This is a genomic window from Rhodopirellula islandica, assembly GCF_001027925.1.
Taxonomy (GTDB): domain Bacteria; phylum Planctomycetota; class Planctomycetia; order Pirellulales; family Pirellulaceae; genus Rhodopirellula; species Rhodopirellula islandica.
Map to the genome: position 1 here is coordinate 1 of NZ_LECT01000055.1, position 22,693 is coordinate 22,693.

Below are 22,693 nucleotides of genomic sequence, written 5' to 3' on the forward strand. Positions count from 1 at the left end.
CGGGGGTGTGCTGCTACGCAGCGACCCCCGGCTACCATCTGACATCCCTACCGGGATGGAGAAAGACAGAAGCCGGAAGAAAATTTGCATCCGCTATCAGAGCGCCAATAGCAAACATTTAGCAGTCCAGAGCAGTGCGCGCCGCTTCCCATGCTCGGCCCTCTCCCTCGCGGACGCCTGAACGGCGTCGCTCGACCTAGTATATCGCGGTTGCTCTCCCCAAACTTCGTTTCAGGAGAGGTGCACCATGTGGAAATCCGCCGAGAAGCGATGTCAGAAATCGGCAGACCTCAGAGAGTGAACGTGTGAGCGAGGCTCCAACCGTCCTGAGGGGCCCCGTCATTCGTCCCAAACGCCACAATTGCGACGGAACGCATCACCAGAGCGTCTCCTCGCACGCATTGCGGGCAATGATCCGATTGTGAGGGCCAGCCAAGCGCCGCGAGATCCTTTTTCAAAGTCGCCGCAGTGTCGGCATCCAACCAAGGGGTACGTTTGACTAAGTCATCGTTTCTCCTTTTCCGGTCGTTCGAATCATGTCTTCCCTGGACGTCACGTTCGAAATTCTCAAGCAAAACACGTCTCCCTGTGCCGGCGAAGTGTTGCAACTCGGCGCAGCGAGCGACGATCGGTCCACGCGGCAACGTTGTCTGCATGCGATGGCGCATCGCAAAGACGTCAAAACGCTCAATTGGCTCATCAATCGTTTTGAGAAGTGTCACGACGACCTCCTGTCTGCTCTGACCACTTCCAAAGTCGAGATCGATGCGGGGTGCTTGGGCAGCGTCGTCACCAAACAACTCGCCAAAGGCGGCTGGAATCAATCCGTGGGCTTGCGATTGATCGAGATGATCGACTGCTTGAACCAAACCGCCGCTCTCGAGACCTTGATTCATTTGGCCCAGCATCACGAAGACTCGTTGATTCGCGCCGCTTCGGGGGAAGTCACACTGTCCCTGGTCTGCCCGCTCTCCAAGCCCATTCGTCAGCGAGCCCCTGAGCACCGCATCTACCCCGAGTCCGAACGATTCCGCCAGCGAATCACAGAACAACTGGCCGCCGCGGTCGAGCGACACAACGCTCATCGCAACAACGATTTGCTGGATGCCTTCTTGGTCATCTCAGACTGGAACGATGCTTTGCTGCAGCGGTTGCTCAGCGATGAATCCTCCACCCAAGAAACGCTGCTGCGCCGCATGCGGACGAGCGAGCATCAAGCGGTGCTTCAGCTTCTATCGGGCTTCATCCGACGTCGCAAAGTTTCGGGACCGATGGTTGGACTGATCCTTCGCCGACATGACGCGATGTTCTGCGAAGCATTGTTGGATGCCATCGGCGAATCCCCCACGCCTGTCACTTCGATCAATTTGCGGGAATACGGATTGCCTGATTGTTTGCGTGGAGGCGAATCCTTCATGCGGTCCCTTGGCAGCGATCGTGACGCTGCCATGTGCAACGCTTACTCGATCGCGATGCCCCATGAGTCCGAATCCGTTCACATGGTTCTGGCGATGCTGGAACGAGGGGGCGAACACAGCGTCCGAGTTGCCGAAGTCTGCTTGAAACGGATCGAAGCGCCGTCGTTGGCAGACTGGATCGCGGACCTGCAAGCAGCCAGTGAACAGCAAGCCGCCCTGGACCAAGCAACCGCGAACTCCCAAGCCTATCAACGCGTCCCCGAAATCGATCGTCAGATTGATTTGCTGAACGGATTGGTGGAACTCTCCGACCACGACTCACCATCGCTGGCCCAAGCCGCGCAAGCCTTGCTGGTTCATCTGAACACCCACGAAGCGCTCCCGATCTTCGCCGGACTCACCCCCGACGTCGGTCGTCGACTCGGTCGCATCCTGATGCAAGTCGACTCCAGCACGCTGGACGTCATCCGCCATGGCCTGCGTCACGCGGTCATGCAAAACCGACTCGATGCGATCGCGTTCACAGAGTCACTTGGCCTGATCGACTTGATGATCGATCCGCTTCGAACGATTGCCGAAACCGATCACCAGGTTGCCAAACTGCGAGCCGCCCAAGCACTTGCACATGGAACCGGAACACAATCAGAGACCGTGCTGCGAGAACTCTGCGCCGTTCCAACAGGGTCTCTCCGAGATGCCGCGTTTGCGGCCATGAAAGAGCGAGGATTGGTCGCATGAGTTTTCTCCACCACATGGACCGCCTGCCGTCGCTTGTCGAGTTCACCGAATCAGTGCTGCACCCATCGCGGTTGCTGATGAATGTCACCCGCATGACGGACTTGGCACCACAATACGAAACCACCGCCAACCACTCATCCATTCCGATCGTGTTTTTTGCTGGCGTTGCGATGGCACTGGTCGCGATCGGCGGTGCCTTGACATGGCACTACCGCACACGCGAACCCGAAGTCCCAACCAGCGACGCTCTGACCATGGAATTGTGTCGGGCACACTGCCTGCCAATTTATCACCGTGGCTTGATCGTTCGCTTGGCTACCGCGGCTGAACTGCCTCACACCGCGGAAATGTTTCTGTCAGCTTCGCATTTCGACAACGCGGTCGCGAAAGCCAAACAAGTCGTCCGGTTGCGCCGTCATCACCAAAGCTGGTTGGGCGAAATTCGCCGCACACTCTTTGACTCGTGAGCCGCATGCATCTCAATCACGCGTCAATCCGGGTGGGAAGATCAACCGCCGCTGCAACACGATCTGCCGGTGACAACCAACGCGGCACCGCACAGAAATGAGCCTGCCGTTGGAATTGCTCCGGCGGTGAAAAGATCGAACGCTGGAACTCAAACGCCTGTCACTTCACAAGCCTTGTAGACGACCTTGGTTTGCCGAAAACCAATTCGCTCGTACAGCTTGACCGCGTGTGAGTTGGCCGTGGTGACTTCCAGGTGCATGCGTTCCAACCCCGCGGATCGAAATCCCGCGGCGGATCGCATCATCAGCAATCGTCCCAAGCCGTTTCCGCGGTGCTCCGGAACAACACCCAGGTTTTGCACCGCACCCCATTCGTCCAGATCCAGCCCTTGGATGGTTCCCACAGCGAGGGGACGGCCTCCCGGACGATCTCGATAGCGGATCAACCAAGTCGCTTCCGGAACAAACGTGGCGCGACTGGCGATTTCTCGCATCAATCGCAAACAACCGTCTCGCCGTCCCAAACAAGGGAAAACATCCGCGTCCATCTCACAGCGGAAAGACTGAAACTTCGCCGCCGCATGTTCGCGAATCAGACCTTCGTCAAACGCGACCAACTCGTAACCACGAGCGGCCAAATCGGCTGCGTCCCAGGATCCGCTCCACTGGCGCAGGTCCATCTCCATGCGGTAACGGCGAAAGTAAGTCATGCCCACTCGGGTTGCCCCCTTTCCGGGATCACGGTCTCTTGTGAACAATCCAGTTTACCACATCAGCTGACTTTCGAGATGCAACCTGACACCCGATCCCAGCCCTTTGCCCCTTTGTTCGATGACGTGATCGTTCTGACCGGTCCGACCGCTTCGGGCAAAACAGAATTGGCTCTGCGGGTTGCGGAAACTCTCGCGGCCAAAACGAATGGCCGGCAAAAACTCGAAATCCTTTCACTCGATGCCATCGCGGTCTACCGCCGCATGGACATCGGGTCAGCCAAACCCACCCCCGACCAACTGGACCGAGCCCCCCATCACCTGATCGATCTGGTCAATCCCTGGGACGAATTCAGCGTCGCTGAATACTTGCAATCCGCCCACGCTCGCGTCCGCGAGATCAAGGACCGCGGCAATCGCCCGATGTTCGTCGGAGGCACCCCGATGTATTTGAAAGGCGTTCTGCGGGGGTTCGATGCCGGACCGCCCGCGGACGAAGCCTTCCGCCAAGCCGTCGAAGAGGACTTGCGGCAACATGGCATCGGCGCACTGCGTGAACGATTGCAACAAGTCGACCCGTTGTCGGCGGCCAAAATCGACCCGGGAGATTCGCGACGGATGATTCGGGCGCTCGAGTTTGCTCGTGCAACCGGAACCCCCATCAGCCACCGTCAATTGCAATTTGAGTCGGCACGAGCCAGCCACGAAGGCCTCGTCTTCGCGCTTCGTGTGCCACGCCCGATTCTGCATCAACGAATCGAACAACGCGTCGAAGCGATGTTCGACGAAGGCTTGGTAGCGGAAGTCCAAAGCCTTCTGGCACTGGACCACCCCCTTTCCAAAACGTCCCGCCAAGCGGTTGGCTACCGTGAAATCATCGAAGCAATCGCGGCCGGGGAAGCCCCTGAAACCGCGGCAGAACAAGTCGTCTTCCACACCCGGCGTCTGGCCCGACGCCAAGAAACCTGGCTCCGTTCATTCTCCGAAATTCGCGGCCTCGGTTCCTTCGAAGCCGACTCTGCACCGGACATCGATCAGTGCGTCGAAACGATGGTCAAAGCCATTGCCTCATTCGATCGTTGAAACGGTCTCGGGCGAGCTTGATTCGCAAATCCAGTTCCAGTCCTCGTCGCTTTGAAAGTGCTCCCGCGAAAAATACATCGCACGGTTGTTTCGCAAATGCCACACCAGCGTTTCGTCGATCCACTCGATTCTCAAACATTCCTCACGAGACAAACGGATGCCGTTGTTCTCGTTGACGCTGACAACTTCCTCGGGGCTGATCCATCCATGCTGTCGCCAGGACGTTTCCTGAGTTGGAATCGATGTCCAACGCCAACTGTTGTAAAAGTATCGTGTGGTGCTGAGGGCCAGAATCAGCAACCCCGCGGCAATGACCCAGAATCCAAAGTGCCAGGCGATGAACATCGCCACCCCGTAAACGACAATCAACCCGCCGTTTCGAATCATGATCCGCCGCACCGCTTTCTGGTCCACTGGCACATGAAGCGTGACTTGCCCGTCGAACGAAATCGCCGACTCAGGACGTTCCCCCAATTGCTGGCAGTTCCGTTCCACGACGGCGTCTGGATCCAACTGAGCTGCATCATGTTGCTGCCAGATCGCTTGCAGGTGATTCCAAACGGCCTTGTCAAACCGCTCAAACAAACGCGTGGAGAGGTAGAGCTGAACGTAGGGGCCTTCCAACAGCGGAACTCGAACACCGTGCCTGGTGGATTGAGCCTGCCTGCAGTAGTCCGCGTTCAAAAGATGGGTCCGCTCACCATCGTTGAACAGCAAACCCCACGGCACGAACCGGCCGACCGCACGCCCCACCAAATCCGGCCGCTGCTTCAATGCCCGCCGTGCTCGCCGGGAAGAACTGACGTACTGCGTCGCAATCGCGAATCCACATCCAACGCCGATGCAGGTGAAGATCAGCCCAACCGATTCGGAATCCAATCCTTCTCGAACCGCATTGATGATTGTGACCACGGCACCAATCGCAAACGCGGGAATGAGAAACCCCCACATCAAAACCGCTAAAATCATCCACAACTCTCGTTCTGGAATCAATCGCCGAATGTCGTCTTCGGTGATCTCGCCATCGAAGGCGAGAAAGCAGCCGACTTGATCGGAGTTCGTGATGGGGTCGGGGTCCGAACCATTCAGTTGCATCGATGACGCGTACGGATTGACCGACGCTCGATCCGATTCGGACGTCGAGGTCGGCTCGACTTCGCTGCCATCGTCCGTCATTCCGGCGGACGCCAACCGTACGTTTCCGTCAAACCGCCGCAGACAATTTCGCGAAGCTGTCCCAACCGAACCGGCTTGCGAAGAATCTTGTAGGCCCGCATCCGAGCCGCTTCCCGCTCGATCGCTTCGTCCATCAGGGCGCTCATCAGCACATACGGCATCGAATTGGGACGCTGCGACAAGATCCGCATCACGTCCAATCCGGTCACACGAGGCATGTGCACATCGAGCAGCACCATGTGAATCGCAGTCTTTTCAATGACACGGAGCGCTTCATCACCGTCGGCGGCTTGAGCAGTGTGCACGCCACGGCGCGCGAGAGCCTCACAAACCACGCCGCGAAAATCGGCGTCGTCGTCGGTCACCAAGACTGTTGGGATCATGCCAGCGTCGACCATGGCTCATCCACATCCCCGCAAACAAAGAAAAACTTGATCACTGTTGATCGTGATTCCATCCATTATACGTCACAGGCTCGGTTTTGGGTTGCCTTGCCAACAAGAGCGTTTTTCCCGCACGATCCGTTCAATCGGGCCAAGCATTCCCTCCGTGTGAGCAGCCGCCGCCTGCCGTTGGCCCGGCAATTCCCCCGGCATTCGAACATCCCGGCTATCATGGAACCCGCGTCGTGGCCCCGTTCCAAGACGACACCTTTTCCATCGGAGTCATCCGTCACCGGAGCGTTTGCCCTTGAATTCCAAAGCGACCTCGTCCGCCGCTCCTCGCCGCGATACCCCCCCTTCGCCACCAACGGCAAGCAACGCCCCGGCAGATGTCTCGGCGGTGGCCGAGCTTTCGAAACGCGTCATCGGCAACGTCGAAAACGCGATCGTGGGCAAACGGAAACAACTGGTTCTTTCGATGGTCGCTTGGCTCAGCGGCGGACACATTTTATTGGAAGACGTTCCCGGTGTGGCCAAAACCATGCTGGCCCGAGCGCTGGCGAAAAGCCTGGGCTGTCACTTCAAACGAGTCCAATGCACACCGGATTTGCTTCCCACGGATGTGACCGGCACTTCAATCTTCAACCAGAAGAACTCGGAATTCGAATTTCGGCCCGGCCCGGTGTTCACCCAAATTTTGCTCGCCGACGAAATCAACCGAGCCACGCCACGAACACAAGCCTCGTTGCTGGAAGCGATGGCGGAAGCCCGGGTCACCGTCGACGGAAAATCCTACACACTGACTCCGCCCTTCCTTGTCATCGCGACTCAAAACCCCGTCGACCACGAAGGCACGTTCCCGCTCCCTGAGGCACAACTGGACCGTTTCCTGATGCGGTTCTCGTTGGGGTATCCCTCCATCGAAGAAGAGCTGCGGATGTTGGATCTGTTGCAATTCAAGCACCCAGTCGATTCGATGACCGCCGTTGCAACCGCCGAGCAATTGGTGGCGGCTCAACAGGCGATTCGGTCCGTTCACGTTGACCCGCGAGTCCGTCACTACCTGCTGCAAATCGTTCACCAAACGCGCCACAACGAGAACCTGGCCCTGGGGGGCAGCCCCCGCGCAACGATCGCCTTGTTCCGGTGCGGACAAGCGATGGCGGCCATCCGGGGACGCACGTTCGTCACCCCCGATGACATCAAAAAAATCATCGCCCCCGTGATGAATCATCGACTGATCCTCCGACCCGAAAGTCGCCTGCGAAAAATGACCACAGAAAAGGTGCTGGAGGAAATTCTCAGTGAGATCGCGGTGCCAACCATCTCATCATGACCAACCAAGGCACCGCTGCGGATTCCAATTCTGGCCCGCCCGCTCCTTCGCGTTGGCTGACAATCGTCGTCGTGTGCGCGATCGTTGTTTTCCTGGGAATGGTCGCGGGCGCCGGGTTGTGGATGACCGCCGCGATCACGGTCGCCTCGGTCGTCGCGATCGGCAATTGGGTTGCCACGCAGTGGTCCGCCGGTGTCGTTGCCGTTCGCCTGGACTCCCCCGAAGAAGGTCGCGATCTGGAGGTCGTGATTGGATCCTTGGTTCCCGTCACCGTCGAAGTCACCAACCAAGGCAAATTACCCGTCGCCTGGGTTTTGGCCGAAGACTTGATCCCTCGCGCCGCCACCCAGCAAGCCCGCCAGGCCGACGGCATGGCCCTCGATCCAAGAACCAGCCCCTTGGCCACCGAAGGAGCCCGCCTCGCCGTCATGGCATTGCTACCTGGACAAACCAAGCGAATCGAATACTCGGTGCGATGCCACCGTCGAGGCTACTTTCAAATCGGTCCAACGGTCCTGGAAACCGGCGACCCGGTTGGCATGTTCCGCCGCTATCGATTGGGAGCACCGCCGATGTTTGTGACCGTGCTTCCCAAAGTCAAACTGCTGTCGACCTACGAAATTGGCTCGCGGCGTCCGATCGGTGAAATCAAAATCCGAGCCTCTTCGATGACGGACCCCACGCGTCTGCGAGGCATCCGGCAATGGCAGATCGGCGACCCTCTGCGCAGTGTTCACTGGGCCGCCACCGCGCGAACCGGCATCCTGCACAGCAAAGTCTACGAGCCATCCTCGGTCGCCGGCGCGACAATTATTCTGGACTTGCACGTCGACACCAATCCCGATCAACACGAACCGCTTCGCACCGACCTGACGATCACCACCGCGGCCACGATCGCAGCGGCCCTGCACGACGCCGGCGAGCCCTTTGGTTTGGCCACCAACGGTCGCGACGCAGCGGACCGAATCCGCACCGAGGGATTCCGAGGCGACCACCGCGTGCGAGACGCATCCGTGCAAGCCGCCTCGCTTAAACAACGCAATGAACGAATGCGACCGGTGCTGGTGGACGTCGATCGCGGTCCAGTGCACCTCAAAGAAATGTTCCGCACGCTGGCTCGACTGGAACGAACCGACGGTCTGACCCTGGCCGAATTCTTAATCGAAACGGAGTCGCAACTGTCCAGCGAGACAACCATGTTGGTGATGCTGCAACAATCGACCGAAGCCGACATCGCGGCACTGGTTGGATTGTCTCGTCGCGGCTGGGCCATTGCAGTCATCATCAACACGCTCGACATCGACCGCTACTCACGGATCGCCGGTCCGCTGCTGGCCGAACGCATTCATGTCAGTCACCTTCAAAACGAAGACAGCATCATGGATGTTTGCCGAGCCCAAATGGCTCGTTGATTGCAAGCTGCTCTTCCCGGCGTCATCGCGTTTGGGCGAACGAATCGGACGTTCCACTCGTCTCCATAGAGCAGAAACAACGAGCAACCAATCGCAAAAACTCTCTTGCTGCTCTATAGCCTTGGGCTTCCACGCGGCTTTTGAAGCAAACGATCGAAGGAACGCGCGCACAATCACCGGTCAGACAGACGCAAAGCGTCTGAATCCGCCAAAGAAGTGTTGAATTCAGAGTCTTCGAAGAATACGTTTCCATTGGAAGTCGACGGTTCTTGCCCTGCAGATCTGCCAGCGATTTCTCTCCCGCCCCCACCCCACCTACCAACGACGTTGCTCGAAGCACCCACCCAGCGATCATGGTGGCGATTCGTGCTGGGTGTCTCCACCAACGTCGCGAGGCCTCGCCTCTCAATCCGGTCCCCCTCGTTGCATCCGATGAAAACCAACTCGTTCCCCCTCAGCCTTCCGCGGCTCTTGTTCGTATTCGCTTTGCTTCTGGCTGCGTCCGGTTGGTTCATAGACCTGCCCCGCGTGTCCGCGGAGCAGCCTTCCGAACAGATCACCGAGTTCCTCGAACTGAACTGCACCGCTTGCCACGACTCCTCCACGCAAGAGGGCAACTTGGACTTGGAGTCCCTGACGTTGGAGCTTGCCGACCCTGACAACTTTCATCTTTGGGAACGCGTGTTCGATCGAATTGGCGCCGGTGAAATGCCGCCCGAGGAAGACTTGGATCCATCGGAGTCCAAACCATTCTTGTTAGAACTGCATGGCATCCTCGAACTCAGTGACCAACAACGCATTGCAACCGAAGGCCGAGTGCCTGCACGTCGCTTGACGCGCACTCAGTACGAACGCAACGTCTGCGACTTGCTCGCGATCGATGTTCCGCTGAGAGACTTCCTACCAGCAGAATCGCTCGCCGATGGCTTCGACACCGTCTCCAGCAGCCAACAAGTTTCGGATCACTCCTTGGCGGCGTACCTCAATGCCGCCGACTTCGCATTGCAAACGGCCTTCGATCGACTGCTCGCTGCTGATCCATCCGGTCATCAATCGCTCAACCAAATCCACTTGGACTGGACCAAACTTCGTCGAAACGAAAAACGCACCAACCGGGAACCGGAAGGTCGTCCCGAACACCAGGACATCGTTTCTTGGTCCAGCAGCCAAAACTTCTACGGCAGAATGCCAGCCACCTCTGTCCCTGCGACGGGACGCTACAAAATCCGAGTGAAAGCACACAGCGTCAACACGCCTGAAATGGGGCGTGTCTGGTGCAGCGTCAACAGCGGCGTTTGTTCGGGCAAGGCATCCACGATGTACTGGATTGGAAGCATCGAAGCGACGGACGAACCCCAAGTCCACGAATTCGAAGCCTGGATTCGCGAGGGGCACATGCTCCAAATTGTCCCCAACGACCACGGCATCCGTCGCCTTGCCGCCAAAGCCGTGGAATCAAAACCCGGTGTGGTGGAAGAGATGGGAGTCGCTGGGATCGCGATCCAGTGGATTGACCTGGAACGTCTCGAAGGCGACCGAGAAGAAATCCGCCACGCCTTGATCGGCGACATGGAACTGCAGCCACTCGCAGCGACGAACAAGCATTCCACGCAGCGATTCAAAATCGTATCGGCCAATCCCAAACGAGACCTGAAAGAGCGAATCCAGGCCTTCGCCGAGAAGGCCTTCCGCCAAGAACTCACCGCCCAAGAACTGCAGCCGTACTTCGAGTTCTCGGAAGCCAAACGCCAGGTCAACCATTCCATGCAGGACGCGCTTCGAGCGGGATACCGAGCGATCCTTTGCTCCTCCCGTTTCCTCTACTTTGATGAGACCCCCGGCCGACTGTCCGATGCGGCCGTCGCCAACCGCCTCAGCCACTTCCTCTGGGGACGCGCGCCCGACATTGAGCTGCGACAACTCGCCGAATCAGGCCAACTGCGAAATCCCGATGTTTTGCGGGCCCAAACCGAACGCTTGCTCAACGACACGCGTTCGCAAGTTGCCATCAACGACTTCACCGATCAATGGCTGCAACTCTACGAACTCGAAAGCACCACCCCGGATGGTCAACTGTACCCCGAGTACGATCTCGTGCTGCATCATTCTTTGCCGGATGAAACTCAAGCGTTTGTGGGCGAACTGATTCGGCGCGACCTTCCCGTGACTCATGTCATCGATTCTGACTTCACGTTCCTGAACCAGCGATTGGCGCGTCACTACAAAATCGATTGGCCCGGTGGAACCGGCCTGAAGCGTGTCTCCCTTGCCTCGGATTCTCGTCGAGGTGGCATCATCTCTCAGGCCAGCGTCCTGAAGGTCACCGCAAACGGAACCACGACCTCGCCCATCATTCGGGGCGTCTGGATGCTGGAAAGGATCATGGGCGAACACGTCCCACCGCCTCCCGCGAACGTTCCCGCTGTCGAACCCGATATTCGCGGCGCGATCTCGATCCGAGACCAACTCGACAAACACCGGAACCTGGAGATGTGTGCCTCCTGCCACGTCAAAATTGATCCCCCCGGATTTGCCTTGGAAAGCTATGACGTGATCGGTGGCTGGCGAGATCGTTACCGCGCCGCGGCTCCCAACAATGGCAAACGCTGGGTACCAGGTTTGCCGATTGACCCCAGTCACGAATTCACCACAGGCGAAGCATTCGAAGATGTCACGGGCCTCAAGTCGATCCTGCTCAATCGGCCCGCACAACTGGCCAAGAACATGGCCTCTCAGTTTGTGACCTACGCCACGGGTGCAGCCCCGACTTTTGCCGATCGAGACGAACTGCAGAGCATCGTCCAGGCCACGAAACCCAATCACTACGGCGTCCGGTCGTTGATCCACGAAGTGGTCCAAAGCCCCTTGTTCCTCCGCAAATGACGAGCGTCGTCACGACAGCTCGACGCATTGCCCCCTCTCAACTCAATCGAATCTCAACACCACCTGGTTGCCACGATGAAAATCAAACCCTTTGTGACCAATCAATCTCTGTCACGCCGAACCGTGTTGCGCGGCGCAGGCATCACCATGGCCCTGCCTTGGCTGGACTCGATGGTGCCAGCCTTTGGACGCGAAGCGACCTCGGCAGCCCACCCACCGCGACGATTCGTTGGGATCAGCAACGCCCTTGGTTTTCACGCTCCGTTTCTGTTTCCTCAAAAGAGCGGCCGGGACTACGAAACCACTCGCTACCTCAAACCGATCGAAGATCTTCGCGACCAATTCACCGTCATCTCCGGGGCCTCGCACCCCGGCGTCGGCGGCGGGCACAAAGCCGAACCCTGCATCTTGTCAGCGGCTCCGTACAGTGGATCGAACTTTCGCAACACGATTTCGCTCGACCAACTGATGGTCAGAGAACTCGGTGGCGAAACTCGCTTCCCATCCTTGGTGCTGAGTTCCAATGGCACGACCAGCACGTCGTACACCGCAAACGGATCGATGATCCCGCCAATCAATTCGCCACAGAAATTGTTTGCGCAACTTTTCATCGACGACAGCCCCGCAGCACAGCGAGCCCAGAAGCAACGCATTCTCGAAGGCCGAAGCATCATGGACCTCGTCGCCGCCGAAGCCAAATCCATGCAGCGCCGCCTCGGTCCCTCCGACCGCGAAAAACTGGATGCCTACTTCACCAGCGTTCGTGATTTGGAACGTCGCTTGGACATGAACCAAGGCTGGGCCGAACGCGCCAAGCCTAAAGTCAACGAAAAGGCACCGGAACCGGTGTCTGACAACAGCCACACAATCGCCAAACAATCGGCCATGCACGATGTGATCTACCTGGCGATCCAAACCGACAGCACCCGGTTCATCACCATGCACACCGATGGCGGAGGTGAACGCGTGCCCTTGGAAGGAGTCGAACAAGGCTATCACCAACTCAGTCACCACGGTCGCGACGAAGAAAAGATCACGCAGCTTGGAATCATCGAAGAAGCCCAAATGCAATCCTGGGGCAACTTGGTTCGCAGGCTTCACGAAACCCCAGAAGGCAACGGCAACCTGCTCGACCAAACCATGTTGTTACTGACTTCCAACCTCGGCAACGCCTCCTCACACGACACCAAGAACATGCCCGTGGTGGTTGCCGGTGGCGGCTTCCGCCACGGCCAGCACCTCGCGTTTGATCAAGCCAACAATTACCCGCTGCCCAACCTCTACACGTCGATGCTGCAACGCCTCGATCTGGAAGTGGAGACCTTCGCGAGTGCCACCGGCACCATGCGAGGGCTCGAACTAGTTTAAGCAGGTGACCCAGAAAAACCACGTGAGTCGTTTGGGCGTTCGCCTGGACTGCGAAATCTTTGATGTTGTGGGGCGCATTGGTTTGCGCAAGTTCTGTTCCACGACTTCGCCCCAACGGGGCAGCCCTATGACAGCCCAGGGCAACGCCCTGGGTTACAGCGGGACCAAGATTGCAAAGCCCCAACGGGGCGGCCCTAGCGTTTTTGCGGGACTCTCCAGTTTTCGCGGTCCAGCGTTCGCCACAGTTGTGCGTGGGAACCGTGGCGAACGCCAACCGGCTCACATAGCGAAAGACACCTGCTGGACGACTGAAAGAACTCTCACACACTCGCTTGGCCGCTGGCAGGTAGATGGGTCAGCTCATGAACCTGAATGCCCTCCAGCGCTCCTTCGGTCGCCGTCCCAAACCCTTTCAACGGCTGCCCCGCGGTGTGCTGCTGCCACAACTCTCGCGTTTCCCAGTTTTCATAGAACATGAAATGGGCGGGATTCTCATTGTCTTGGTGCAAATCGTAATTCACGCACCCATCTTCCTTCAACGTCGGTGCAATCAGCTTCAACAACTCGCTTTTGACAAAATCGACTTGATCTTCTTTGGCGGTGATGTGGGCAACGATGGTCAGGTGTGCCATGAGAATTCAATCAACAGTTCAAAGGGAAGGAAGGGGGAAATCAATTCGGACAATTGCCAACGAAGACAATCTCGACCAGCTGGAAATTCGCTGCCTCAACGAATGAGGTTTATCGGCCGACTTCCGCCAATTTTTTCGCGAACGCTTCGTACGGCAATGTGTTGGCGACATCCGCCGCGGTCAGTCCACCCCGGCGAGCTTGCCGGATTCCATACCGCATCACCCACAACCCGTCCGTGACGTGTGCGTCGGTGTTGATCACGATCGGAATGCCACGCTTTTTCGCGGCCGCCAAGTGAACGTCGTTCAAATCCAAGCGAGCGGGGTTGGCGTTCAGCTCCAGAAACTTGTGGTTCTCTTTCGCGGCTTGCATCACCGCGTCCATGTCCACGTCGTAGGCCTCTCGGCGATTCAAGATCCGCCCCGTCGGATGAGCGATGCAGTCCACATGCGGGTTCTCAATCGCTCCCAGAATCCGATCCGTGATTTGGTCTCGCGGTTGCTTTTGACCGTAGTGCACACTGGCCAAAATCCAATCACCTTGTTCCAACACCTCGTCGGGCAAGTCCATTCCACCGGCTTCGAGGATGTCGCACTCGATGCCTTTCAAGATCACCAGCCGGCCTTCGTACTGCGGTCGAATCTCGTCGATGATTTCCCACTGTTTCAACAATCGCTCGGAATCCAATCCGCCCGCCATCGTCACTCGTTTGCTGTGATCCGTGATCGCGATGTATTTCAAGCCACGCTCGATCGCCGCGTCGGCCATTTCTGCGATCGTGTTTTGACCATCCGTCGCGGAGGTGTGCATGTGCAAATCGCCGAGCACATCATCGGTGTCGATCAGATCCGGCAACTCTCCGGCTTTCGCCCACTCGAATTCGTGGCGATCCTCTCGCAACTCCGGCGCAATCCATGGCAAATCAATGGCTTGGTACACCTCTTCTTCGGTCGTTCCCGCCACGCGAGTTTCGTCGTCCAAACGGAACACGCCGTACTCGTTGATCTTGTACCCATGCTCTTTCGCAATGCGGCGGACGTGAATGTTGTGGGCTTGGCTGCCAGTGAAGTACTGCAGCGCGGCACCAAACTGATCGGCCTCGACCAATCGCATGTCCACTTGGAACGCTTTGCCCACACGGATCGACATCTTGGTATCGCCCCTGCCAATGAGGGACATCACGCCAGGGAATGTTGCCAAGTGATCCATCGCGGCCTCTCGGTCGGATGCAACCGCCAACAAATCCAAATCGCCGACCGTGTCACGGCCACGTCGATAACTCCCCGCCCATTCCATTTGTTTGATCGCGTCGCATGCCTGCATGTGTTTGCTGATCTCGCGAGCCAGATCATCCGCTTTGGACCAGTAAATCCGTTCCGAAGCGGCTTTCGCGATCGCCAGCCCATCCAAAATCGCAGCTTCCGTTTTCTTGGCAAAGCCTTTCAAGCTGGCGACACGTCCTTCGCGACAGGCTGCGGCCAAATCGTCCAACGACTCAATGCCCAACTCCTCGCGAAGCTTGCTGGCTTTTTTCGCCCCCAACCCTGGAATGCGAGACATCTGAATGACCACCTCGGGGACCGCTTCTCGCAACTCTTCCAATTGAGGCAGCGAGCCGGTCTCCAGCAACACCTTGATCTTTTCCGCAATCGTTTTGCCGATCCCAGACAACTTCGAGAGATCTTGATCGGGATCCGAAGCCAGATTGGCGATCGGTTCGTCAAGGTCCCGAATCGCGCGAGCACCGTTCTGATAGGCACGGATGCGAAACGGATTTTCACCTCGAAATTCAAGCAGCTCAGCGAGCTCTTCGAAAACGGCGGCGACGGCGGAGTTGTCCATGGAAAGGATTCGAACAGAGGCTTCTCGGGCAATCAACAGAAGCCGTCATTCAACGCCGGAGTCGCCTGCATTGCAATGGTGCGGCCAGCTCATGGTCACCTTGGTTCCCGATTCTCCGTCGGATTCCATTTGGAACGATCCGCCCAGCTCTTTGATCACCAACGTCGAAACCGCCAGCCCCAAACCGGCTCCGTCGCGTCGTTCTTTGCCGGTCCCCAAACACTCGAACGGCTCACAAATTTTTTCTGCGTACTTGGTGTCGACTCCGATGCCGTTGTCTTCGATGGACACCGAGATCAGTTCACCAGTCTGCTGGATCGAGACGAGCACCTGCAGCGGACGAGACTCCTTTTGAAACCCCAACGCATTGCGAAGCAACTGTTCCAACGGAACCAGCAACAGCGTTTCGTCCACCGACGTTTGGGCGTCGCCCTGCACGGTCAACGAGTCAACCCGGCCGCCGATCGAGCTCCAACTTTCAGAAATCACCTCCGCGACAGAGTAGGGTTCTGCTTGAAATCTCGCACTGGGATTCTTCGCCGTTGCATGCAGCCGCTCGATCATCTTCATGTGCAACGACACCATCAGCGTCAATTGTTGCATTCTCACCGCGGCGGTTCGGACGGTTGCCAACGAACGCCGTGCGTCATCAAGGTCCAACGGCTCCGTCAACGCTTCGTCCACGAACTCCGAAAAAATCGACACGTGACGCGTCGGCGCACTCAAGTCATGCATCAAACGACGGATGTAGGTGGTGTCGACAACAGGTCCATCACGAACCGTGGGGGACTCACCAGGCGAATCGATGGCCGCGTTATCGACGGACGGATCATTGGACATTCGTGGCACTCCGACCCATGAGGTTTTCTTTCCAAGCCTCTGACAAACTTTCGCAAGCCGCCAAACGCAGATCCGCCGCAGCATCACGAGGCTTTGCAAACAAAACGTCATTGGCCGTTTCGATTGTGAATTCAGGATGAGGACGTTCGATCAACCGCAATTCCTGCCCCGCCTGGACAACCCCAGGTTGCAGCACCCTCAGATACCATCCCGTCCGCCGTGTTTGTTGCACTCGCACTGCTAACTTAGGCAGCCCCCACCGCTGCGACAACTTCCAGCACGGCTCGCGCGGCTGCGAAACCTGCAACCGGAGCCCTTGGGCATCGTCTGACTGACACTCAAAAACATCACCAATGCAAACTTCCGATTCCAGCATTCCAGAGAAGGTCAAATTCTCTCCAAATGCACCTGAGTCCCACTGGACCTCGGGAAATTCGGTTTTCCAAAACGCAAAGTGGGATTCGCAGTACCCCAAAACAGCTTTGTCAATTCCGCCGTGGTGTTTCTTGTCGGCCTGTTCATCCCCTTCCAAACCCAATTTCGAGACAGGCACCGGAGCGTGCACGACACTTTTTTCAATCGCGGAGATCCAGGGTCGATCTGGATCGCCATCTTTGAGATAAGTACGGCACCTTCCCACTTGGACGGCGACAATTCGCAGCGAATCGGTCATGGCAAGCAATCCTCGTCCACACGGCGACATTCAATGTCGGTAATCTGTCCGGCAACCCACCTTGGACGTGACGCGTTCGCCCAGTTTCAATGGGTCCATCCTACCGTTTGATCCCTTCCCCATCGATCCACCTTCTCCCATGAATGCCAATCCCGACCGTGACCCAACCCAATTGCGTTCCCACCGTTGGTTCGGCCGAGACGACTTACGCTCCTTTGGGCACCGTTCCAGGCTGAAAGGGATGGGATTCGACGACATTGATTACCGCGACCGGCCGGTCGTGGCGATTCTGAATACTTGGAGCGAACTGAACACTTGCCACTCACATTTTCGTGATCGAGCCGATGAAGTCCGACGCGGAATCCTGCAATCGGGTGGTTTCCCCGTCGAGGTGCCCGTCATGTCGCTCGGCGAAATGATGATGAAGCCCACCACGATGCTGTATCGCAATCTGTTGGCGATGGAAGTCGAGGAGGTCCTGCGTTGTCACCCGATTGATGCCGCGGTGCTGATGGGGGGATGCGACAAAACCGTTCCCGCCATGTTGATGGGCGCCATCAGCGCCGACATCCCCAGCCTCTTCCTGCCCGCCGGTGCGATGTTGCGAGCCCGTTGGAAAGACCAAACACTGGGCAGCGGCAGCGACGCCTGGAAATACTGGGACCAACGTCTCGCCGGCAATCTTTGTGACCGTGATTGGAACCAAGTCGAAAACTGCATCGCCGCGTCCGCCGGCACCTGCATGACGATGGGAACCGCCAGCACAATGGCCTGCGTCGCCGAAGCCATGGGATGGACGTTGCCATCCGCCGCCACGATTCCCGCCGTCATGGCCGATCACTCCCGACTCGCCGTCGCGACCGGACGCCGCGCTGTCGACATGGCCTGGGAACAACTCAAACCCAGCCAGTTCTTTAACTCACAAAGCATCGACAACGGTCTGACCACGTCGCTGGCCATCGGTGGCAGCACCAACGCGATTGTGCACTTGATTGCGATCGCCGGCCGACTGGGCGAAACACTGACGCTGGATCGCTTCGATGAACTCTCGCGAAAAACTCCCGTGCTCGGTGACCTGCGTCCCGGCGGGCGTTTTCTGATGCAGGATTTCTTCGAAGCCGGCGGACTGCCCGCCCTGTTGCAACGCCTTCGCGATCTGTTGAACCTAGATTGTCCAACCGTCTCGGGCAAAACGCTCGGCGAGCAAATCGAAGATGCGGAAGTCCACGACGACGAAGTCATTCGAACTCGCGAAAACCCGGTTTCACCGGCCGGAGGAGTCTGCTTGCTGCGTGGCAACTTGGCCCCCTCGGGATGTGTGATCAAATCCATCGCCGCCAGCGAAAAGCTGCTGCATCATCGCGGCCGTGCAGTGGTCTTCAACGACTACCCCGAGATGAAAAAATCCATCCACGACCCCGAGTTGGACGTCGATGAAAACAGCGTCCTGATCCTGCGTTCCGCAGGCCCCCTCGGTGCTCCCGGATTCCCGGAATGGGGCATGTTGCCGATCCCGCAAAAACTCCTGCAAGCCGGTGTCACCGACATGGTTCGCATGAGCGATGCTCGGATGAGCGGCACCAGCTATGGAACCTGCGTGTTGCACATCGCACCGGAAAGTGCCGCTGGCGGACCGCTGGCGTTGGTCGAAACCGGCGATGAGATCGAGATCAACGTTCCCGAACGTACGATCCACTGGCACATCGACGACGAAGAACTCGCTCGGCGCCGAGCCAACCAACCGGGCGCCGCACCGGAGCCCGCTCGCGGCTACATGAAGCTGTACGCGAAACATGTGACGCAAGCCGACCAAGGGTGCGACTTCGACTTCCTCGCCGGTCGCTCACCCGGCGAAGAACCCGCCATCCACTGATGGAGCGCGACGAAGCAGGTACGCGGGTTTCATCGGGTATGTGAGCCGTTGGCGTTCGCCACGGTTTTCACGCACAACCGGGGCGAACGCTGGGCTGTCAAAAGGTTGGTATTGATCATTCCTGCCGACCTGCTTACAGCGACGGGACTGAAATCCCAGCGCCACCGCCAGAACGACTCATCGGCATTCGCGGCACTCCGATCCGGGGCGTTGGCCTGGGGAACGATCTCGCCTGGATCTCAATTCCAAACGGCTTTTCCAGTTCCCAGTTGGCAAGCTCCGCCCAGGGTGTTCCTCGATGCTCGCTGACGCACTCGCTCAGAACCTGGGTCGCGTGCTCGGCAAGGGCCGCCCCCGGCGAAGTGTTCATCCGCGAGGACGGCATGAAAGTCACCATGTTGGTGTCGGACTGAATCGCGTTCTTCGCTCGATCACAGGCCGCGATGTATTCATGGTACCGAGCCATCGAAGCCAGCGACCTTCCGTGAGCCAGGCTGAATGCAGCTCGCCAACGTGCAGATTCTTCCCCCTCCAGCAAAGCTCGCCAATCGTTTGTCTGTGAATCCTCCAGCAATTGATCCAGCGCTTCCAACGCCTCTTCACTGCGAGCACGCTCGCGTTTGATCGCCACACTGAACCGAGACCGAAACTCGGCGGGGGTGACGTACATCGCTGTGAACTGAGTCGGATCGATCGGCGATCGCTTTCCCATGAACAACATCCGAGGCGCAGCGAGCTGCTCCTTTTCTTGCATCGTCCAATCGGCTGCCTGCACCACGAACGATCGCAACAGACTGCCCTGGACCGACAATCGCACGTCCGTGACCGAGCGATAACTCGGCATGTACTGTCGTAGTTTCCCAACGTCGTACTGATCCGACACACCGTCGTCGTACAGCGTGAATGTCCCGCCGGTTTGCAACGCCAACCGAGTCAGCGCATACGGTCCAAAACCTGACAACACCCGTTCGCGATAGGCACTGCCATACCACGGCATCGCCGACACCGGTTGCATCTTCACGTTCTTCAGCGGCACATCCGCCTCATGCCAGTACGGCAAGAAGATCCGCTGCGGCACCGCCGATTCCGGCCCTCGGTCCACGGTCAGGAAATACTCGGCTCCTCCACCGGCAGCGGGTGCGGTCCAACGTTGCAATCCCTTCTGCATGCCCATCACCGCGGTGGGCCCCAACACGTGCACCACTGCTTCGGACTTGCGACAATTCGCGATGGTGTACTCGAGTTTCTGCACGTCGTCGCCGGATTCATCCGTCAACAACACCACCATCAAACGCTCCTTGCGTCGCTGCTTGGATCGGTAGTGTTCCAGGACACCGTCCACCGCCGCCATGGTGTTCTCAACGCCGCTGGTATCAACCGGCACTCGCGTCATCGCATCGATCGCATTGACGCCGACCAACGAAGGCCGGGAGACCTCTTGGATTCCTTTGCCGAATGCGACCACGCTGCTGAACAAGCGATGTTTCTCGATCCCGTCCGAGGTGGCCGGCCGACTCAGTGCTCCAATCTCGTCATAAAATTCGCGAATTCGGCGAGCCATCCGGTCGCGGTTCAGCTGCAAACTGATGGACGCATCGAGCAACCACACCACCAACGTGTCGCCCTGTTTCAACTCGCCCCGAATCGCGTTTTCGACCGTCTGAGTCGCGGACTCAATCCCGTCGGCGGCGCCGATTTGTTCCGCGGTGGATTCACTTCGCTCCGTCGACTCAGATCCGCCGACCTCGGCCATCATCTTCCGGATCGACGCCAAGCGTGTCTCGGGCGTCGGCAAAAGCTTCTCCAATGCCGAAGCCTCCACCCCTTCCGCCGACGGCATCAACTCCGGCAGATCCAACTCCGCGAGCTCCGAAGTCAACGACGTTTCAACAGGCTCGTCTTCCAAATCCGAATCGCCCAGTTCGGGCATTTCAATCGCAGCGATTGGCATCAATGAGAAACTTGACTCCTGGTCGCCCAGGTCGGCAAAGCTGGCGGTGATCAATTGACCTTCGCGATCCATCCAGTCGGGAAAGACCCACAGCCCCATCACCAACAACGCGGCGGTGTGAAAGATCATCGAGATCAACCACGGATGATCTTTCAGGTGCTCTCGGATCTCTGCCAACGTGTTTCGCATCAGTCGAGCGCTCTGAGAGGGAATTGTTCGCTGGGAACATGCTGTTCCTTCGCGATTGCTTCGATCTGGGCCATCACATCCGGATGCGACGCACTCACGTCGGTGGACTCTGCCAAATCCTTCGACAAGTCATACAGAGCAAACGCCGGCGGTTCGGTTTGGCCTTTCTTCAATCGCTTGGAAAGGTCTTTGCGGATCGCTTTCCAATTGCCGATCCGAATCGCCTGTTGGCCACTGTAACCGGGAAATTCCCAGTACAGAAATTCGTGAGCTTGCTGTGCGGCGTCGTCTCCATGAAGCAATGGCAAAAACGAGATGCCGTCCGTCGTGCTCGGATCCACTTCCACCCCAGCCGCTTCCGTCAGCGTTGGCAAGAAATCCCACCAAGCACCAATCCAATCAGAAGTCCGCCCCGCGGGCACCACACCGGTCTGACGAGCGATCATGGGCACGCGAATCCCGCCTTCATCGAGTTGCCCCTTCAAACCCTTCATGCCCGACGCCGAATCAAAGTAGTCGCTGTCCGATCCACCCAAGCGATCGTAGGTCGGGCCGTTGTCCGACGTGAACAGAATCAGTGTGTTCTCGCCCAATCCCAGTGAATCGATCAGGTCCACGATCTGGCCCACGCCTTCATCCATGCGTGTCACCATCGCGGCGTACCCCGCACGTGGACGTGGGTGCTTCAGATAACCGTGGTGCTCATACTCGGCTTCTTCGATCACGCCGTCATACGCATCGACTTCTTCGTCAGGAACCTGAATCGAAAGGTGAGGCACCGCGAAGGGCAGGTACGCGAAGAAGGGCTGGGTCTTGTCTTCCGCCACGCTTTGGCGAATGAAATCACACGCTTCGTTGACGAATTGATCCTGTGAATACGTCTCGCCATTCAATGTGCGATCGTTGCCCGGCTGAATCTCCTTGACTCGGTTCCGCCACAGGAATTTTGGATAGTGGTTGTGAGCGTGGCGCTGGCAGTTGAAACCGTAAAACAGATCGAACCCTTGCTCGTTCGGGTCGCCTGTGGTTCCAAAGTGACCCAGCCCCCATTTGCCAAACGCGCCCGTTCGATAACCAACCGACTTCAAGTGCTCCGCAATCGTGACCTCATCAACCGGCAACGGGTACTGACCGGGAAATTCCAGTTTGAGCTCTTCGCGAACGACCGGATCGATTTTAGGATCTCCGTTGTTGCGGACATGCGCATGACCGGGATGCTTGCCCGTCATCAAACAACAACGACTCGGCGCGCAAACCGCATTGCCGGAATAGAAGTTCGTCAGCTTGATCCCTTCCGCCGCCAATTGGTCCAAGCGAGGCGTGCGAATTTTGGTTTGCCCATAGCTCCCTAACTCGCTGTATCCCAGGTCATCCGCCACGATCAACACAATGTTGGGACGCGGCGTGGATGAATCATCCCCTGCCCCAGACTCAGCGGCTTCAGCCCCCGCCGAAAACAGACTGGCCAATCCCACCACGCAACCAACGATCACGGTTGATTTCAGCTTGGACCAGGGGAACAGACTTTGCGACGACATCGGGACGGCTTGATTCATGATGCTTTTCAAATGGTGAAACGTTCGTTGGGCGAGGCGGCTTCGCAATCCACCAGTGTCGCCCCTGCCAATTCACCCGTCAAATCTCCCCGGTCGATTCCCACCGCAAAGCATCGCAAAGGGGCATTTCGAATCCTTTGCGGCTTCATATCCAAACCGAGC

General features: G+C 57.9%; 17 protein-coding genes. 8 read left to right on the top strand and 9 right to left on the bottom strand.

Annotation, left to right across the window (positions count from 1 at the left end):
- Nucleotides 1-536: 536 nt before the first annotated feature.
- Both RISK_RS27065 and RISK_RS27070 read left to right on the top strand, forming a co-directional pair.
- A complete protein-coding gene (locus RISK_RS27065; protein ID WP_047817468.1) occupies nt 537-2,156 on the top strand; it encodes a hypothetical protein in 1,620 nt (539 codons plus the stop codon).
- Nucleotides 2,153-2,623, top strand: coding sequence for a hypothetical protein (locus tag RISK_RS27070; RefSeq protein ID WP_236696758.1), 471 nt, complete (start codon nt 2,153-2,155; stop codon nt 2,621-2,623). The genes RISK_RS27065 and RISK_RS27070 overlap by 4 nt, the downstream gene beginning before the upstream one ends.
- Nucleotides 2,624-2,772: 149 nt before the next feature.
- On the opposite strand, the gene RISK_RS27075 is transcribed toward RISK_RS27070, so the two are convergent.
- Nucleotides 2,773-3,339, bottom strand: a complete 567-nt coding sequence (locus RISK_RS27075) for a GNAT family N-acetyltransferase (RefSeq protein ID WP_047817469.1) — start codon at nt 3,337-3,339, stop codon at nt 2,773-2,775.
- A 72-nt stretch (nt 3,340-3,411) separates the two neighbouring features.
- On the opposite strand from RISK_RS27075, the gene miaA reads away from it, so the two are divergent.
- Nucleotides 3,412-4,416 carry a tRNA (adenosine(37)-N6)-dimethylallyltransferase MiaA gene (gene miaA, locus RISK_RS27080; protein WP_047817470.1) on the top strand — a complete coding sequence of 335 codons (1,005 nt, stop codon included), beginning with the start codon at nt 3,412-3,414 and terminating at the stop codon, nt 4,414-4,416.
- On the opposite strand, the gene RISK_RS27085 is transcribed toward miaA, so the two are convergent.
- Together RISK_RS27085 and RISK_RS27090 are read right to left on the bottom strand one after the other, a co-directional pair.
- Nucleotides 4,402-5,607 carry a hypothetical protein gene (locus tag RISK_RS27085; RefSeq protein ID WP_236696759.1) on the bottom strand — a complete coding sequence of 402 codons (1,206 nt, stop codon included), beginning with the start codon at nt 5,605-5,607 and terminating at the stop codon, nt 4,402-4,404. The two genes, miaA and RISK_RS27085, sit on opposite strands and share 15 nt — an antisense overlap.
- Nucleotides 5,589-5,990, bottom strand: coding sequence for a response regulator (locus RISK_RS27090; RefSeq protein ID WP_083435202.1), 402 nt, complete (start codon nt 5,988-5,990; stop codon nt 5,589-5,591). Before RISK_RS27090 ends, RISK_RS27085 begins: the two co-directional genes overlap by 19 nt.
- A gap of 292 nt (nt 5,991-6,282) precedes the next feature.
- Here RISK_RS27090 and RISK_RS27100 point away from each other — a divergent pair, with 292 nt between their 5' ends.
- From RISK_RS27100 to RISK_RS27115, 4 genes are all read left to right on the top strand, one after another.
- Nucleotides 6,283-7,311, top strand: a complete 1,029-nt coding sequence (locus RISK_RS27100; protein WP_102017687.1) for an AAA family ATPase — start codon at nt 6,283-6,285, stop codon at nt 7,309-7,311.
- Nucleotides 7,308-8,723, top strand: a complete 1,416-nt coding sequence (locus RISK_RS27105; protein WP_047817474.1) for a DUF58 domain-containing protein — start codon at nt 7,308-7,310, stop codon at nt 8,721-8,723. The genes RISK_RS27100 and RISK_RS27105 overlap by 4 nt, the downstream gene beginning before the upstream one ends.
- Nucleotides 8,724-9,251: 528 nt before the next feature.
- Nucleotides 9,252-11,606: a DUF1592 domain-containing protein gene (locus tag RISK_RS27110; protein ID WP_236696760.1), complete on the top strand. Its 2,355-nt coding sequence runs from the start codon at nt 9,252-9,254 to the stop codon at nt 11,604-11,606.
- 75 nt (nt 11,607-11,681) lie between these two features.
- Entirely contained in the window at nt 11,682-12,974 is a 1,293-nt protein-coding gene (locus tag RISK_RS27115; protein WP_047817475.1) for a DUF1552 domain-containing protein, read from the top strand.
- A gap of 320 nt (nt 12,975-13,294) precedes the next feature.
- On the opposite strand, the gene RISK_RS27120 is transcribed toward RISK_RS27115, so the two are convergent.
- From RISK_RS27120 to RISK_RS27135, 4 genes are all read right to left on the bottom strand, one after another.
- Complete coding sequence (locus RISK_RS27120) at nt 13,295-13,606, bottom strand: putative quinol monooxygenase (protein ID WP_047817476.1); 312 nt, start codon at nt 13,604-13,606, stop codon at nt 13,295-13,297.
- 109 nt (nt 13,607-13,715) lie between these two features.
- On the bottom strand, nt 13,716-15,449 hold the full coding sequence (polX, locus tag RISK_RS27125) for a DNA polymerase/3'-5' exonuclease PolX (RefSeq protein ID WP_236696761.1): 1,734 nt from the start codon (nt 15,447-15,449) through the stop codon (nt 13,716-13,718).
- Between the two features lie 45 nt (nt 15,450-15,494).
- Nucleotides 15,495-16,289 carry an ATP-binding protein gene (locus RISK_RS27130; protein ID WP_047817478.1) on the bottom strand — a complete coding sequence of 265 codons (795 nt, stop codon included), beginning with the start codon at nt 16,287-16,289 and terminating at the stop codon, nt 15,495-15,497.
- The gene (locus RISK_RS27135) at nt 16,279-16,962 is read right to left on the bottom strand and encodes an MOSC domain-containing protein (RefSeq protein WP_047817479.1); all 684 of its coding nucleotides are present in this window, start codon (nt 16,960-16,962) and stop codon (nt 16,279-16,281) included. The genes RISK_RS27130 and RISK_RS27135 overlap by 11 nt, the downstream gene beginning before the upstream one ends.
- A 139-nt stretch (nt 16,963-17,101) precedes the next feature.
- Between RISK_RS27135 and RISK_RS27140 the strand changes: the two genes are divergently transcribed.
- Nucleotides 17,102-18,835, top strand: coding sequence for an IlvD/Edd family dehydratase (locus RISK_RS27140; RefSeq protein WP_047817480.1), 1,734 nt, complete (start codon nt 17,102-17,104; stop codon nt 18,833-18,835).
- Nucleotides 18,836-18,968: 133 nt separating this feature from the next.
- Here the strand turns inward: RISK_RS27140 and RISK_RS27145 are convergent, their stop codons facing one another.
- Complete coding sequence (locus tag RISK_RS27145) at nt 18,969-20,975, bottom strand: vWA domain-containing protein (RefSeq protein WP_047817481.1); 2,007 nt, start codon at nt 20,973-20,975, stop codon at nt 18,969-18,971.
- Nucleotides 20,975-22,531, bottom strand: a complete 1,557-nt coding sequence (locus tag RISK_RS27150; protein WP_173442739.1) for an arylsulfatase — start codon at nt 22,529-22,531, stop codon at nt 20,975-20,977. Before RISK_RS27150 ends, RISK_RS27145 begins: the two co-directional genes overlap by 1 nt.
- Between the last annotated feature and the right edge of the window lie 162 nt (nt 22,532-22,693).

What these genes read in the sequence shown, in the direction of transcription:
- RISK_RS27065 (WP_047817468.1), top strand. Translation starts at nt 537, where the DNA reads ATGTCTTCCCTGGACGTCACGTTCGAAATTCTCAAGCAAAACACGTCT.
- RISK_RS27070 (WP_236696758.1), top strand. Translation starts at nt 2,153, where the DNA reads ATGAGTTTTCTCCACCACATGGACCGCCTGCCGTCGCTTGTCGAGTTC.
- miaA (WP_047817470.1), top strand. Translation starts at nt 3,412, where the DNA reads ATGCAACCTGACACCCGATCCCAGCCCTTTGCCCCTTTGTTCGATGAC.
- RISK_RS27090 (WP_083435202.1), bottom strand. Translation starts at nt 5,990, where the DNA reads ATGGTCGACGCTGGCATGATCCCAACAGTCTTGGTGACCGACGACGAC.
- RISK_RS27105 (WP_047817474.1), top strand. Translation starts at nt 7,308, where the DNA reads ATGACCAACCAAGGCACCGCTGCGGATTCCAATTCTGGCCCGCCCGCT.
- RISK_RS27115 (WP_047817475.1), top strand. Translation starts at nt 11,682, where the DNA reads ATGAAAATCAAACCCTTTGTGACCAATCAATCTCTGTCACGCCGAACC.
- RISK_RS27120 (WP_047817476.1), bottom strand. Translation starts at nt 13,606, where the DNA reads ATGGCACACCTGACCATCGTTGCCCACATCACCGCCAAAGAAGATCAA.
- polX (WP_236696761.1), bottom strand. Translation starts at nt 15,449, where the DNA reads ATGGACAACTCCGCCGTCGCCGCCGTTTTCGAAGAGCTCGCTGAGCTG.
- RISK_RS27130 (WP_047817478.1), bottom strand. Translation starts at nt 16,289, where the DNA reads ATGTCCAATGATCCGTCCGTCGATAACGCGGCCATCGATTCGCCTGGT.
- RISK_RS27135 (WP_047817479.1), bottom strand. Translation starts at nt 16,962, where the DNA reads ATGACCGATTCGCTGCGAATTGTCGCCGTCCAAGTGGGAAGGTGCCGT.
- RISK_RS27140 (WP_047817480.1), top strand. Translation starts at nt 17,102, where the DNA reads ATGAATGCCAATCCCGACCGTGACCCAACCCAATTGCGTTCCCACCGT.
- RISK_RS27145 (WP_047817481.1), bottom strand. Translation starts at nt 20,975, where the DNA reads ATGCGAAACACGTTGGCAGAGATCCGAGAGCACCTGAAAGATCATCCG.
- RISK_RS27150 (WP_173442739.1), bottom strand. Translation starts at nt 22,531, where the DNA reads ATGAATCAAGCCGTCCCGATGTCGTCGCAAAGTCTGTTCCCCTGGTCC.